The 14,461-nt window shown below is 26.8% G+C and carries 13 protein-coding genes; 5 read left to right on the top strand and 8 right to left on the bottom strand.

What is annotated here, in order from left to right; translation table 11 throughout:
- The first annotated feature begins 237 nt into the window (after window positions 1-237).
- Complete coding sequence (locus tag KJQ97_RS07025) at window positions 238-1,605, top strand: MFS transporter (RefSeq protein WP_214120379.1); 1,368 nt, start codon at window positions 238-240, stop codon at window positions 1,603-1,605.
- Here the strand turns inward: KJQ97_RS07025 and KJQ97_RS07020 are convergent.
- Genes KJQ97_RS07020 through glmU form a run of 7 tightly spaced genes read right to left on the bottom strand, consistent with a single transcriptional unit; the run spans window position 1,602 to window position 7,882 of the window.
- Window positions 1,602-2,432 (bottom strand): 1-aminocyclopropane-1-carboxylate deaminase, encoded by an 831-nt coding sequence (locus KJQ97_RS07020; protein WP_214120378.1) that lies wholly within the window; start codon window positions 2,430-2,432, stop codon window positions 1,602-1,604. The genes KJQ97_RS07025 and KJQ97_RS07020 overlap by 4 nt on opposite strands.
- Window positions 2,433-3,458, bottom strand: coding sequence for an LptF/LptG family permease (locus KJQ97_RS07015; protein WP_214117340.1), 1,026 nt, complete (start codon window positions 3,456-3,458; stop codon window positions 2,433-2,435).
- Window positions 3,437-4,207: a prepilin peptidase gene (locus tag KJQ97_RS07010; protein ID WP_214117339.1), complete on the bottom strand. Its 771-nt coding sequence runs from the start codon at window positions 4,205-4,207 to the stop codon at window positions 3,437-3,439. Before KJQ97_RS07010 ends, KJQ97_RS07015 begins: the two co-directional genes overlap by 22 nt.
- A complete protein-coding gene (gene uppS / locus KJQ97_RS07005) occupies window positions 4,197-4,868 on the bottom strand; it encodes a polyprenyl diphosphate synthase (RefSeq protein ID WP_214117338.1) in 672 nt (223 codons plus the stop codon). Before uppS ends, KJQ97_RS07010 begins: the two co-directional genes overlap by 11 nt.
- Window positions 4,865-5,440 (bottom strand): hypothetical protein, encoded by a 576-nt coding sequence (locus KJQ97_RS07000; RefSeq protein ID WP_214117337.1) that lies wholly within the window; start codon window positions 5,438-5,440, stop codon window positions 4,865-4,867. Before KJQ97_RS07000 ends, uppS begins: the two co-directional genes overlap by 4 nt.
- Window positions 5,433-6,596, bottom strand: a complete 1,164-nt coding sequence (gene coaBC, locus KJQ97_RS06995) for a bifunctional phosphopantothenoylcysteine decarboxylase/phosphopantothenate--cysteine ligase CoaBC (protein ID WP_214120377.1) — start codon at window positions 6,594-6,596, stop codon at window positions 5,433-5,435. The genes KJQ97_RS07000 and coaBC overlap by 8 nt, the downstream gene beginning before the upstream one ends.
- Window positions 6,596-7,882 carry a bifunctional UDP-N-acetylglucosamine diphosphorylase/glucosamine-1-phosphate N-acetyltransferase GlmU gene (gene glmU, locus KJQ97_RS06990; RefSeq protein ID WP_214120376.1) on the bottom strand — a complete coding sequence of 429 codons (1,287 nt, stop codon included), beginning with the start codon at window positions 7,880-7,882 and terminating at the stop codon, window positions 6,596-6,598. Before glmU ends, coaBC begins: the two co-directional genes overlap by 1 nt.
- A 73-nt stretch (window positions 7,883-7,955) precedes the next feature.
- Here glmU and fliP point away from each other — a divergent pair, with 73 nt between their 5' ends.
- From fliP to KJQ97_RS06970, 4 genes are read left to right on the top strand one after another with little or no spacing between them, the layout of a single operon-like run.
- A complete protein-coding gene (fliP, locus tag KJQ97_RS06985) occupies window positions 7,956-8,690 on the top strand; it encodes a flagellar type III secretion system pore protein FliP (RefSeq protein WP_214117334.1) in 735 nt (244 codons plus the stop codon).
- Window positions 8,691-8,698: 8 nt separating this feature from the next.
- Complete coding sequence (locus KJQ97_RS06980; RefSeq protein WP_214120375.1) at window positions 8,699-9,955, top strand: TolC family protein; 1,257 nt, start codon at window positions 8,699-8,701, stop codon at window positions 9,953-9,955.
- An 8-nt stretch (window positions 9,956-9,963) separates the two neighbouring features.
- Window positions 9,964-10,695 (top strand): efflux RND transporter periplasmic adaptor subunit, encoded by a 732-nt coding sequence (locus KJQ97_RS06975; protein WP_214117332.1) that lies wholly within the window; start codon window positions 9,964-9,966, stop codon window positions 10,693-10,695.
- Entirely contained in the window at window positions 10,696-13,713 is a 3,018-nt protein-coding gene (locus KJQ97_RS06970) for an efflux RND transporter permease subunit (protein ID WP_214120374.1), read from the top strand.
- Window positions 13,714-13,746: 33 nt separating this feature from the next.
- Here KJQ97_RS06970 and KJQ97_RS06965 read toward each other — a convergent pair whose 3' ends face one another.
- Window positions 13,747-14,418 carry a hypothetical protein gene (locus KJQ97_RS06965; RefSeq protein ID WP_214120373.1) on the bottom strand — a complete coding sequence of 224 codons (672 nt, stop codon included), beginning with the start codon at window positions 14,416-14,418 and terminating at the stop codon, window positions 13,747-13,749.
- Window positions 14,419-14,461 lie beyond the last annotated feature (43 nt).

The following is a 14,461-nucleotide window of genomic DNA, read 5'->3' as shown; positions in this document are numbered from 1 at the left end:
ACTCTATTACATAAAAAATAAAAAATGTTCTACTCTATTACATATTTTTATGTTATCAATACTTGCATATTATAAAAGTATTATTGTGTTAAAAACTATAGCTATGCTTTCAGGTTTATCGCTATATATTCATTAATATTGTAAAAATAAAAATTATTCTTTATATAGCTCAATAATTAATACTATTTTAAAACAACTTTAAATAAAATTACTATTATTTTATTTAAAGGATTAAAGATGATTTCTTTTTTAAGACCTGTCAAAAAGGATAGGGTGGTTAAAGATGATGAGTTGCTAAGCACTTATTATAAGTATAGAAAACTTTCATTAAGTGGTGTGTTTGTTGGTTATATGGGATATTATTTAGTAAGAAATAATATTACCCTATCTACTCCATTAATTAAGACTGATTTAGCAGTAAATAATTCTGATATAGGTTTAATTACTGGTTCTATGCTAATTGCTTATGGTATTAGTAAAGGCGTTATGAGTGCTTTAAGTGATAAGGCTGACCCAAAAAGATATATGGCTTTAGGTCTTATTTTATGTGCGTTAATTAATGTATTATTAGGCTTTTGTAATGCTTTATATGCTTATGTAGGTGCTGTTATTGCACTTGGAGTTTTTCAAGGAATGGGCGTTGGACCTAGTTTTATTACTCTTGCTAATTGGTATCCTAAAAAAGAAAGAGGAATTTATACTGCTATTTGGAATATAAGCCATAATATTGGAGGGGGTTTGGTAGCTCCAATTATTTCTAAATCTGTTTTAATATTATCTCCTGTATTAGGGATTGCTGCGGCTGATTTTAATGCTACTTATTGGAAAGTAAATCACTTTTATGTCCCAGCAATTTTAGCCTTGTTAATTAGTGTTTATGTTTTATACGCTGTTAAGGGTAATCCTAAAAATGAAGGGTTAAAAGAATTAAACGAGATTAATAAATTAAGAGGTTATGAAGAAGATATTAAAAACTCAGCTTCAACTACTGATTTAAGTAGTAAAGAAATATTTGTTAAATATGTTCTAAAAAACCCTAATGCTTGGTATGTTGCTTGGATGGATACTTTTGTTTATATGATTAGATTTGGGTTGATAAATTGGCTTCCTATTTATCTTTTATCTGTAAAAGGCTTTAGTAAAGAGCAAATGCATACAGCGTTTTTATTCTTTGAATGGGCTGCAATTCCATCAACAATGTTAGCAGGAATTATATCTGATAGATTATTTAAAGGATATAGAATGCCACCTGCAATTCTTGCTGTTTGTATAATATTTTTTATGATTATTGGATATTTTACGAGCGATAATATTTACTACACTATATTTTTTGCAGCAGCAGCTGGGTGTTTAGTATATGTGCCACAATTTTTAGCAAGTGTTCAAACTATGGAAGTTGTTCCTGCTTTTGCTGTAGGTTCTTGCGTTGGTCTTCGTGGATTTATGAGCTATGTTGTAGGAGCTTCTTTAGGAACTATGCTTTTAGGTGCTATGGTTGATGCTTTTGGTTGGAATGCAGGTTTATATATGCTTTTATTTGCTTGTACTATGTGTATTGTGTTTTCTTTACTTTGCCACTTTGGTGCTAAGAATAAGAAATTTTAATTTATGAGATTATATTTTTTATTATAACGAAGTTCTAAATTCTTAGAACCAATTAATCCGCCTTGATGAATGTATAAGATATTTTCTTTTAGTTCATCAAGGTTTTCATAAATTGCCTTTAAGCAAACGCTATCATAAAGCAAATCAAACTCAATATCACTAATATTTTTTGTTAAGACAAATAGCTCTTCGTAAAGATTTGCAAAATGATATTTTCTAGCAGTTTTTAATAATTTTAGCTTGGAATTTGGATTAAGTTTGTTTATTTGTTTTACAAAATATTCATTAGCATTTACGCAAGATGCTGTAAAAACTCTAGCATTTGAAAGTGTGCTTAGATATTTTTCAAGATAAATTGCACTTGTATAAGTCCCACTTGCTAATACCACATCACAATCTAATTCATTTACAATTTTTGCTATTTCTTTTGCCATTTTATAAAAGCCAAATCTAGCATAATCTTCACAAACACCTTCGCTAATTAAAAAGCTATTATTATCATTTTTATGCAAAGTTTTTGCAAATTCTTTAGGATTATTCGCATAATAAATCACAGCATTATTTTCTAATGCACTTTTTAAATTCCCACTAATTTCGCATCTTCTAGCACAAACAAAAGAAAAATTATAATTATTATTTTTAGTCCAGAGTGCTAGTGCTTGCATAGCATTTGATTGACTTGAGCCATAGCAGATTATGTGTTTATAAGGGAGTTTTAAGTCTTTCAATATATCTAATTTTCTTGCTTTATTGCCGTTAATTTCGCCTAATAAATCATCTCTTAAAATAATCATATTTTTATTAAAAATCTTAAGAGTTGAAAACATTTAATACCTTGATAAAATCTTTTTCCTAAAGCAAATCTTAGAAATTATTAGCGAAGTGAAAAATACAAAAGTAATAGTATAAAAATGATAATTTAAAAACATCATCATAGGAACTAGATAAATTATCAAAAACACAAGCATAGCTAAATACTCGTGGCTTTTTTCATACCTTGAGCTAATAATGCTAAATGCTAGTGCGTAATGAACACTTGCAATAGGAAGTAGGCTAAGTAGGACATAAATTACTAATTCTTTTGATTTTGAAGGGGTTTTATAATCTTTCCAATAGTCTTTAAATGATTGAATATTAGTAATTTTTGAATTAATTAAGGTGCTAAAGCTAAGGTTTTTAATCTTTGCAATTTCTGTATTTTGCTTGAAATTATATAGCATTACATTGTCTAAATTAAATGTGATTTTATTATCTTCGTTTAGGATTGTTCCTTGATTGGCTAATAATATTTGTTCGTTTTTAGAATTTGTTTTTGGCAAATATAAAACAATATTTTTATAAATTCCATTCTCTAATTCATCTGCAAAATATATATAATCTCCTAATTTTTGACCAAAATTAGCATTTTTAAGATTAATTTTAGAAAAGGCTTTTTTATAATCAATAAAATTATCATATAAAGAAAAACTAAGCGGCATTAAAACTATGCTAATTACTAATAAAACCAAACTTACTATAAAGGCTAAAAAGCTAATAAAATTAGCTATTTTTCTAGGGTTTAATCCTAGAGAAAAAAGCATAATTATTTCGTTTTCTTTAGATAATCTTAGAATACACATAAAACATGTAATAAAAAAGCTAATAGGAGTAGTAAAAATGATGAGTTTTACACTCATAAGAGAATATAATTTAAATAATTCATATAAGCTTAATTCTATATAAGAAGTAATTTTTGCTATTTGAAATAAGACAATGATAGAGCTTACTAAAAATAGCGTTAAAAATATTGATAAAAAAGAGCCTATGAATTGTCTAAATAAATATTTTTTAATCATTGCACATAATCTAAACAAAATTGCCCAACGCTAGGGAAAAACCATACTAAAGCAAGTCCTATGCTTAAAAATGGTATGAAAGGAACTTGTATGTTTTCCTTGCCTTTTATTCTTAGATACATAAAAACAGGCAAACTCACAACAGCTCCTAAAAATATAGCCACAAAACCAAGTTTAATTCCTAATAAGGCTCCAATTAATGCCATTATTTCAATATCAGCTTCGCCCATTACTTGAATACATTCATCATCGCTTTTTGCTTTTGCATTCATTATGCTCTCTATTAAAGATTTTAGCAAATACGCACCACCTGCAAAGATTAAAGCATCTTTAAAACTACTTATTGAATGAGTGTAAATTAGAGCAAAAATCAAAGTTAGCATTAAAGTAAAGCTAGGCACAGCAAGGTAGCGAATATCAATAATGCAAAGTGCAAATAATAAGCTAAATGATAATGCTAAGCAAATAGAATAAGCAAGATTTTCTAAACTACTAATATCTATGCAATATAAAAATATAAAGCCAACAATTAGCTCAATTAATGGATACTGAATGCTTATTTTACTTTTACAAAACCCACATTTACCACCTAAAACTAGCCAAGAAATAATAGGGATATTGTGATAGAATTTCAATTTGTTATTACAGCTTCCACAAGAACTTGGCGGATAAAAAACACTTTTTCTCTCAGGTAGTCTTAAAATCAATACATTTAAAAACGAGCCAAAAACAAGCCCAAATATAAAAACTAAAATACTAAACTCCACCGAAATTCCTTTTACAAATTCTATAATTTTTAATAATTTCTTTTAATTCATCTTCTTTAAAATCAGGAAACAAAGTAGGGGTAAAAACAAACTCTGCATAAGCACATTGCCAAAGTAAGAAATTTGAAATCCTAAAATGTCCGCCAGTTCTAATCAATAAATCAACATTGTTTTTAATATCTAAATATTTATTAAAATTATTTTCATTTATTTCTTCATCACTTGCTTTTAATTTTTTAAAAGCTCTTAATATTTCATCTTTTCCGCCGTAATTTATGCCTAGATTAAAAATAATTCTTGAGTAATTTTTAGTTTTTTCTTCAAAATCTTCAATTAAATTCTTAGTATCTACATCAAGAACACTAATATCTCCAAAGCTTTTAAATCTAATTTCGTTTTTTATAAAATTGTTTAATTCACTAGATAAGTATTCTTTAAGTAGTTTGAAAATAAACTCAATTTCTTCTTTAGGTCTTTTCCAATTTTCGGTAGAAAATGCAAACAAACTAAGCTCTAAAACGCCTTCTTCAATACAAGCTTTTACCAATCTTTCAATAGTTTTTGCACCTGCTTTATGCCCGAAACTTCTTAATAAACCTTGATTTTTAGCCCATCTACCATTACCATCCATAATGATTGCTAAATGATTTAACTCGTTCATAAATTTCCTTTATAACTAAGGCTAAAAAAATCATCTTTATAAGTAGTTAATTCTACATTTTGCGAATATTCAAAGCAGATTTTTTGAACCTTAGAAAAGCTAGTTAATATTTTATTATCATTTAAAAAAAGGCTTAATTTAGCAAAAACATCATAATAAATTGCTAATTCATTTTTTTTCTTTCTATATTCAATTAATATAGGTTTTCCTTCAAGCAAACAAGGTAAATATAAAATATCTTCATTCAAAGCAAAAAGCATTGTTTTATAGCATTCATAATCTGATTTTTGATTTGTTTGGATTAATGAATTAATTAGCGTGTATTTAAAATCATCTCTAAAAGCGATTTTTAATAACTCAAAACAATCATAATCAATATAGGCAAAAACCTTATCAGCTTGAAGATTTTTAAAGACTAAACTATCATAAATTTCAGCTAAATAATAAGTATTTGGCTCTAAATTAATGTTTGATTTTGTGGTTAATTCTTTTTTACCAATTAATAATTTGTAGCGATTAAACATTAATTTATCAATTACTTTAAATTTAATTGGCAAAACATCATTAAACATCAGCTTTTACTCTATCAAAAATAATTTTTGCTAAGTTTTCTTTAGTATCAAAATACCCTTCACTAATGCCTGAATAATCACAGAAAAATATCTCGTTTTTACTTGAGCCAAATTGAGTATGTTCTCCTAAAATATTAAGACATAATAAGCTTAAACCTTTATTTACTAAAGCTTTTTTTGCATTATCATAGGCAGTCTTTTCATCACACTCTAGCTTAAAGCCGATTTTTTTACCCGAAAAATTAAAAGTAGCTAATAAATCATCATTAGGTCTTATTTTGATATTAAATTCTTCATCGAATTCATCTCTTTTTATTTTTCTTTCTTGTTTGATAGGGATAAAATCACTAACCGCAGCACACATAAATAAATAATCAAATTCTTTATAATCTTGCATTAAGGTTTTTAATTCAGCACTTGTATCGTAGCTTAATTGTGTGAAATTTTCATTTTTAATCTCATCACATCTAGCCTTTAAATACACCACATTTGCACCCCTTAAATAAGCTTGTTTAGCTAGTGCATCTGACATAGTTCCACTTGAATAATTTCCTATATTTCTTACTAAATCAATGCTCTCACGAGTGCCGCCACCTGTTATTAAAATATTTTTTCCCATATAGAATTTATCTTTATAAATTTCTCTTAAAGTTGCTAGAAAAATATCTTTTGTATTAGCTAAAGCTCCTATGCCAAATTCTTTACAAGCTAAGGTTTTGCTAATTGGCTTTACTATTTTTACACCTAAACTCTTTAAATATTCTAAGCTTTTTTGTGTTTGACTTGCTAAATACATATTAGTATTTGCTGCAGGTGCTATTATTAGTGGTTTGTTTGAAGCAATTAAGGTGCTTAAAAATACATTATCACAAACTCCATTAGCTAGTTTATTTATTGAATTAACACTAGCAGGAGCAAATACAACAGCATCACAATCTTTTGAAAACATTATGTGATTTTTATCATTTTCCCAGCTTTCATTCTCACTTGTTAAAACGCTTTCACATAATGCTTCATAAGCTAATTTATTTACGAATTTCAAAGCCCCATCACTTAATAAAGCTTTTACTTTAATTCCTTCTTCTTTAAACATAGAAATTAATTCAAAGCTTTTATAAAAGCTAATACTTCCACTAACACATAATAATACTTTCATTAAAAATCCTTAAAATTATTAAAAATCACGCCTTTATTACGCTCTATAAATAAATCTTTTGCTTTTAATTTAGCAGCGTCTTTATTGCTAATCGTGCTACCTGCTGCAATTAAAGTATCGCTAGGTATTGTAATTGGTGCTATTAGGTTTGAGTTTGAGCCTATGAAGACATTTTTACCGATTTTGCTTAGGTGTTTGTTTTTGCCATCGTAATTACAAATTATCACACCACAGCCAATATTTACACCGCTACTAATCTCACAATCTCCTAAATAAGCTAAATGCCCAGCTTTTACATCTTCTAATTTTGCATTTTTGCATTCTACGAAATTACCGATTTTACTATCTTTAATAACGCATTTTGGACGAATTCTAGCCATTGGCCCTATGCTTGAATTAATTATCTCACTATTTTCTATAACGCTATTTGCTAAGATTTTTGAGCTTTTTATAATAGAATTTGCCTTAATCACAACTCCGCTTTCAATCTCACAATCATTACTAATTTGTGTATCAAGCTCTATAAAAATACTATCTTTATTATGCATAATAACGCCATTTATAAGCAATTCATCTTTTATTCTTTTTTGCATAATTTGCTCGGCTTGTTCTAAATCTAATTTATTATTAATGCCTAAAAACTCAATCTCATCAAAGGTGCATTCGCTAACGCTTATTTTATCATCTATAGCCATTTTGATAATATCAGTTAGATAATATTCTTTTTGAGCGTTGTTGTTGTTTAGCTTAGGAATGTAAGTTTTTAATATATCTTTACTGATTTTATAAATTCCAGCATTACATAAAGTGCATTTTAATTCTTCATTGTTTGCATCTTTTGTTTCTACAATTTTACTTATTTTGTCGTTTTCTTTAATCACTCTTCCGTAAGAATTAGCACTATATTTATTAAAAGTGCTTAAAACTATTTTAGAATTTGTATTAGCTATAATTTTTAGACTATTTTGTGTGATTAAAGGCATATCAGCATTTAAAATCAACGCTTCTTCGTATTTTGGCTCATAATTTATTAAAGCCCCGCCTGTGCCTTTATGATTTTGCATATCTTGATATATATATTTTAAATTAGAATAATCTTTTAAATGCTCTTTTATAGCGTCTGCTTGATGGTGTAAAATCAAAGTTATATCATCACTAAGTTGCAAAGCATTTTCAATAATAATTTTAATTAAAGATTTCCCACAAATTGTATGCAAAGGTTTTGCTAAATTACTATTCATTCTAGTGCCAAAACCAGCTGCTAGTATTACTATGCTTAATTTCATATTTTTCCTTTAGATTTTAAGAAAATGTTAGCAAGTTTTGGATAACATTTTTAAAAACTATTTAAGGAAATTAGTGAAAAAACTATTGCTTTTATTATTGTTTTCAGTGTTTATTTACGCTGATACTCCACTTAGCGTTCCTACATTAAATCTAAATCTAAGCGCACCAGAAACGCCTAGCCAATTAGTAACTACTTTAAATGTAGTCATAGTTTTAACTATATTAGCTTTAGCTCCTAGTATTATATTTGTATGCACTTCGTTTTTAAGATTAGTTATAGTGTTTTCGTTTATGAGACAAGCTATGGGAACACAAGCAATGCCGCCTAATACGATTTTAATATCTTTAGCACTTGTGATAACTTTTTTTATAATGCAACCAGCTGCTAATAAATCTTATGAAACAGGAATTAAGCCTTATTTGGAAGAAAAAATAGGCTATGAAGAAGCATTTGCATTAAGTGTTAAGCCGTTTAAAGAATTTATGCTTAAAAATACTAGAGAAAAGGATTTAGCACTATTTTATCGCTTAAGAAATATTGATAATCCTAAGAGTATTGATGATGTAGATTTAGTAACTTTAGTTCCTGCTTTTATGATTAGTGAATTAAAAACTGCATTTGAGATAGGATTTTTGCTATACTTACCTTTTTTAGTAATTGATATGGTTGTATCATCAGTATTAATGGCTATGGGTATGATGATGTTGCCGCCGGTTATGATATCTTTACCATTTAAAATTCTAATTTTTGTCTTAGTTGATGGTTGGAATTTATTAATTGGTAATTTGGTTAAAAGTTTTACATAGGAAAAAATATGAAAAAATTATCTTTAATTTTATTAAGTCTTAGTTTGCTGAATGCAACTAGCTTAAAAACTATGCTAGAAAGTATTGAGAATAATGAGCAGTTAAAAGCTAAAAATTATGAAACTTTAAGCAAAGAAGAAAGTGCAAAAAGCGTAAAATACAAATACTATCCTAGTGCTACTTTACAAGTTGGATTTGTTAGTTTTGATTATGATAGATATATAATAAATCCAAATAATTTAACAAATGTAAGTGTAGCAATAGATGCTTTAATTTATGATGGTAAAAGAAATTCTAATATAAATCTTGCGAAAAAAAATCACGAATTAAGTCAAATTGAATTAGAAAAGGCTAAAAATGAATTGGAATTTAATTTAGTAAGTTTATATTATTCTTATTTAGCTTTAATGGAGAATATTGAATATAAAGAGCAGAATTTAAAATATTTAAATGCAAGTTTAGATAGACTAAAAAGTCTTAATAAAGTAGGTTTAAGACCTAATGATGAATTAGAAATCTTTAATGCAAAAGTTGAATCAAATAAAAGTGAATTAAGTTCTTTATATTATCAAAAAGATGAGATATTAAGTAATATTTATTTGATAACTAATAATAATTTTATTCCTACAAAAGGAAGTGCTATTATTTATGAAGATAGTGCTAATAAATCTTATGATATTAAAATAAATTCTTTAAAAGAAGAGATGAGCGAGCTTAATAAGGATTTATCATTAGCACCATTTAAACCTACTATTTTTGTAAAAAATATTGTGGGATTTTCAAAAAATAATTTCAATTATTCTTTATATGCTCCGTTTGATATGGTAGTAAAAGAAAGAGTAAAGGAAAAAATGTTTTCAAATATATTTATGCTAGGTTTATCTTGGAATGTTTTTTCTTTTGGAGCTGACAAAAAAGCTTATGAGAGTGCAAAACTTAGTAATTTAGCCGCTAAAGAAATGAATATATATAGTAAAAAATCAGTTAGTGAAAAGGAAAAACTATTAATTCAAAAAATTTCATTTTTACAAGAAGAAATCAATGCCAATGAAAAGCTTTTAAATGCTAGCAAAATTGCTTATGAGAGTATTGCTAAAAAATATGAAGCTGGACTTGTTGGATATGTTGAATATTTAAATTCTTTAGAAACTATGCAAGGAGCTTTGGCGAAGCTTAGCTTAAGTAAAGCTAAATTTGAAATATCTAAGGCAGAATTATTACTTGCTAAAGGTATCATTATTAAAGATTTTGTAATTGATTTATAGGAGAAATGTTGAAAAAATTATTATTTTTGTTAATTAGTCTTAATTTATTTGCAGATTCTATTTATGCTAGTTTTGATGTGGTTGCTCAAAAAAGTGCTAAATTGTCATTGCAGTCTTTTGGAATTGTAAATAAGATTAATGTAGATGTAGGTAAAAGCGTGAAAAAAGGTGATATTTTATTAGAACTTGATAGTTCAATTGAGCAAGTTGGATTAGAAGAATCAAATGTTCAACAAAAATTAGCAAATGAAGCTTTAACTTTAGCAATTAGCACTCTTAAAAGATACGAGCAAGTAAAATCAGTATTGAATGAACAAATTTTAGATGAAATTAATTTTAAAAAAAGCGAAGCAGAACAAAGACTAAAATCAGCAAGAATGTCTAGTAAAAAATATGAAACTTTAATAAATCAAAAAAAATTAAAAGCTCCTTTTGATGGAGTAATTACGGCAAAATATATTGAAGTTGGAGAAGGCGTAGCAAGTCCTAATCAACCTTTATTAATTTTAGATAGTTACCCTGAAGTTAAATTACTTTTAAGTTTTGATGAAAAGTATTCTGATAAGGTTAAAGTAGGTAATACTTATGAATATAGTATAAATGGTTTAAATATGAAGGGTGTAATTAGTAAGGTATATCCAAATATAGATATAAAAACTAGAAAAATTTATGCAGAAGTCTTAGCAAATGATATACAAATTGGTTCATTTGGAGATGGTTATATTATTACGGATAAATAAATGTTAAAAATTGCAATTAATAGACCTGTTACTATTTTGATGACTTTTTTAGGGTTATTGATTTTTGGTGTTATATCAATTTTTACAATGCCAATTAATTTATATCCTAATGTTGATATTCCACTTGTTAAAATCACTACATTTGCAAATGCTGATTTAAGCTATGTAGAATCTCAAATTACTAAAAAGTTAGAAAATCAAATTTCAGGTGTTAGCCAGATAAAAAGAATTAGTTCAAAAAGTTTTAATAATCTAAGCGTAATAGTCGTAGAATTTGAACTAGGTAAAGATTTAGAAATAGCAGTAAATGATATTCGTGAAAAAATATCAAAAATGAAATTAGAATACCCACCAAGTGTTGAAAAAGTCTCATCAGATGCAGGTGCAGTTATGAGTATTTTTATCTCATCTAAAGATTTAAGCGATAAAGATTTAATGCAGTTGATTGAAGATGATTTAGAAGGCGACTTTCAGCGTATAAAAGGCGTTGGAGAAGTTAAAATGGTAGGGTATTTAAAAAACAATGTAAAAATTGATTTAAATATAGATGAATTAAACAAATACCATATTAACTCTTTAGATGTGGCAAAACTGATAAAAATGCAGAATTTTAAAACCTTTTTAGGAAGTATTGAAAATGAAGCTAAAAATATTACTATTAAAGGTTATTTTGACTCAAATAGTGTAGAAGAATTAGAACAATTAAGAATAGCTCCGGGAGTATTTTTAAAAGATGTAGCAGATATTAGTATAGGCTATACTTCAAAAGATAGTTATGCTTATTTTAATGGAGATAATGGAGTTTTAATAGAGCTTAAAAAAATCACAGGTCAAAATAGTTTAGAAGTTGCTAAAAATATTAAACAAGCTTTAATAGGTATTCAAGATTATCATAAAAATATAGATTTTAGTGTTGTGTATGATAAATCAGAAAATATTACAAAACACATATATCAAGTTGTATTTGATATGTGTTTAGGGGTGATTTTAACAATTTTAATAGTATTTTTATTTTTAAGAAATATTAGTGCTACTATTATTGCTAGCATAGCAATTCCTACTTCAATTATTTCTAGCTTTTTTTTAATAGATTTATTTGGATATGATTTAAATCGTTTGACATTAATAGCACTTACTTTATCTATTGGTATATTCGTAGATGATGCTATAGTTGTAATTGAGAATATTAGTAAAAAGATTAAAACAGAAAAAAATGCTTTATATGCAAGCTATGAAGGTATTAAGGATATTGCTTTTTCTGTATTTAGTATCAGTATAGTTTTATTATGCGTGTTTATTCCGATTTCGTTTATGAATAGTATTTCTGGTTTGTTTTTTAATACATTAGGAATGAGCGTTGCTTTTGGGGTAATTATTTCGTTTTTAGTTTGTGTATTTTTAGTCCCAACCATTAGTGCTAGATTTTTAAATGTTAAAGAGAGTAAGTTTCACGATAATACAGAAAAGTATTTTACTAGACTAGAACAATGGTATGAAAATACTCTTGATACTATATTAGAATACAAAAAGATTTTTATAGGTATTATTTTTATTTTATGTGCTTTATCTTTTTCTTTAGCACCTAAAATAGGACTTGATTTCTTACCTATGGAAGATGATAGCGAACTTCAAGTTCAAATAGAATCTAAAAAAGATGTATCAATAGATATTATGGAAACTAAATCTTTAGAAGTTTTAAAACAAATTAAAGAAAATAAAAATGTAGATTATGCTTATTTATTAGTAGGCTACGATGATGCAAAAGATAGAAAAAAATCTAAAATATATGTTAAGTTAAAACCATTAGATGAAAGAACTGAAAGACAAAAAGAAGTTGTTTCTAATCTAAGAGATAGTTTGAGTTTAAAAGAATTTAAAATCAAAGTTTTAGAAATACCTAAATTTGAAGGTGCAGGTATTGATGAGCCGGTTCAGTTTGTATTATTAGGTGATGATTTCCCTTCTTTAGTAAGTGCTAGTAGAAGAGCAAAAAATATTTTAAGCGAATTAAAAGGCGTTGTTGATATTAGCGATGATATTGATGCTTATGCAGATGTTTTAGCTATTTATATAGATAAAGAAAAAGCAAGAAAATTAAATGTAAATACTCAAGAATTAGCAGGGATAATTCAAACTTCTTTTGCTCACGCTAATGTTGGGGTTTTAGATGGTTTAAAAGATAGTAAAGATATATTTATTCAACTTGAAAAAGTATCTAAAGAAGATATGAAATCACTTGAAAAAATACAAATAAGAACTATGGATAATAATGTAATTAGTTTATTAAATGTAGTAAATATCAAACTAATTAAGGATAGTAGTAGTATCAATAGACTTAATAAAACTCGTTCTGTAAAAATTACTGCAGGAGTTGATAGAGTTTCTTTAGATGAGGTAAAAACAAAACTAGAAACTAATATGAGTAAAATTATGCAAAATACTGGATTAAGATATACATTTACTGGTTTTATTGACCTTTTAGAAGAAACGATTATTGGTTTTATTATGGTTATGATTTTGTCGTTTTTATTAATTTATTTAGTATTAGCAGCTCTTTACGAAAGCTTTATTGTTCCATTTGTAATAATGATTACAATGCCACTTGCGTTTGCGGGAGCTTGTATTGGTCTTTATTTGACAGGCAATACGTTTTCTTTATTTGTTTTGGTTGCTCTTATTTTGTTATTTGGAATGGTTGGCAAAAACGCAATTTTATTAATTGATGTTGCAAATAAATTATGTGATAGCGGAGTAGGGGTTAAAGAAGCTCTTAAAATAGCTGGTAAAAGTAGAATTAGAGCGATATTAATGACTACGATTGCCATGATTTTTGCAATGCTACCTTTAGCTATTTCACACGGAGCTGGTTATGAGAGCAATTCTCCTATGGCAGTTGCAGTAATTAGTGGTCTTATTAGTTCAACCATATTAACACTTTTTGCTATTCCTGCAATTTATGAAGTATGCTATAAATTAGATAGAAAGTTAAAAAGAATTTATAAAAGAGATTTAATTTAAGGTTTTTTATCTTTTGGATAAAAAACCTAAGTTTTAAAATGAATAGCCTAATCCTATTCCAAAATTAACGCCTTTACCTACTAAATTATTATCATAGCCTACTTTTACTTGAGTATAAAACCCATTAAGTTGTCTTGAAATACTATAACCTAATGATATATCTCCTGATAGGACTGATTTTTCTTTTATATTATTGTTTGTGTAGTGCTTAGCAAATAATTTCATTCCAAGTATTAAATTGCTGTCCAAATACGATTTAGCAGCAATTCCTAGCGTTAATAGATTTGATTTTAAATTCTTATTAAAATTAGCACTTTTTATAATATCACTACTTAAATTATATTTAGCCTTTTCATATCCTACACCGCCTAATAAAGAAAGCGATATATTGTAAATATCATTATAAAATCCATATCCACCTAAAGCTGTGAAATTATATAAATCAATATCAGTTTTGCTTCCTTGATTGCCTATAAAAAACCTTGAATATATATTAAAATGGCTAAAATCTATTCCACCTACAAAATCATTATCATAATTATCCATTTTGTATAAATATACACTTGCGTTTAAGGTGCTAGATAAATCATTGTCAAAAATATTATTTTTGTCTTTAATACTTGCACCTAGAGTGTTAAATTCTATAAAAGTTTGAGATATTAATAAATTGCTACAACAAAGTAAAGAAAAAATGATTTTTTTCATAAAAACTCCTTAAATAATTTATACAAATAATATTTGCATAGGT

The sequence above is a fragment of the Campylobacter sp. 2018MI01 genome (genome assembly GCF_018501205.1).
Lineage (GTDB): Bacteria > Campylobacterota > Campylobacteria > Campylobacterales > Campylobacteraceae > Campylobacter_E.
The sequence above is the reverse complement of the archived record's forward strand: the minus strand, read 5'-3'. Positions and strand labels throughout refer to the sequence as shown.

What these genes read in the sequence shown, in the direction of transcription:
- KJQ97_RS07020 (WP_214120378.1), bottom strand. Translation starts at nt 2,432, where the DNA reads ATGTTTTCAACTCTTAAGATTTTTAATAAAAATATGATTATTTTAAGA.
- KJQ97_RS06965 (WP_214120373.1), bottom strand. Translation starts at nt 14,418, where the DNA reads ATGAAAAAAATCATTTTTTCTTTACTTTGTTGTAGCAATTTATTAATA.
- glmU (WP_214120376.1), bottom strand. Translation starts at nt 7,882, where the DNA reads ATGAAATTAAGCATAGTAATACTAGCAGCTGGTTTTGGCACTAGAATG.
- KJQ97_RS06970 (WP_214120374.1), top strand. Translation starts at nt 10,696, where the DNA reads ATGTTAAAAATTGCAATTAATAGACCTGTTACTATTTTGATGACTTTT.
- KJQ97_RS07025 (WP_214120379.1), top strand. Translation starts at nt 238, where the DNA reads ATGATTTCTTTTTTAAGACCTGTCAAAAAGGATAGGGTGGTTAAAGAT.
- KJQ97_RS07000 (WP_214117337.1), bottom strand. Translation starts at nt 5,440, where the DNA reads ATGTTTAATGATGTTTTGCCAATTAAATTTAAAGTAATTGATAAATTA.
- uppS (WP_214117338.1), bottom strand. Translation starts at nt 4,868, where the DNA reads ATGAACGAGTTAAATCATTTAGCAATCATTATGGATGGTAATGGTAGA.
- coaBC (WP_214120377.1), bottom strand. Translation starts at nt 6,596, where the DNA reads ATGAAAGTATTATTATGTGTTAGTGGAAGTATTAGCTTTTATAAAAGC.
- KJQ97_RS06980 (WP_214120375.1), top strand. Translation starts at nt 8,699, where the DNA reads ATGAAAAAATTATCTTTAATTTTATTAAGTCTTAGTTTGCTGAATGCA.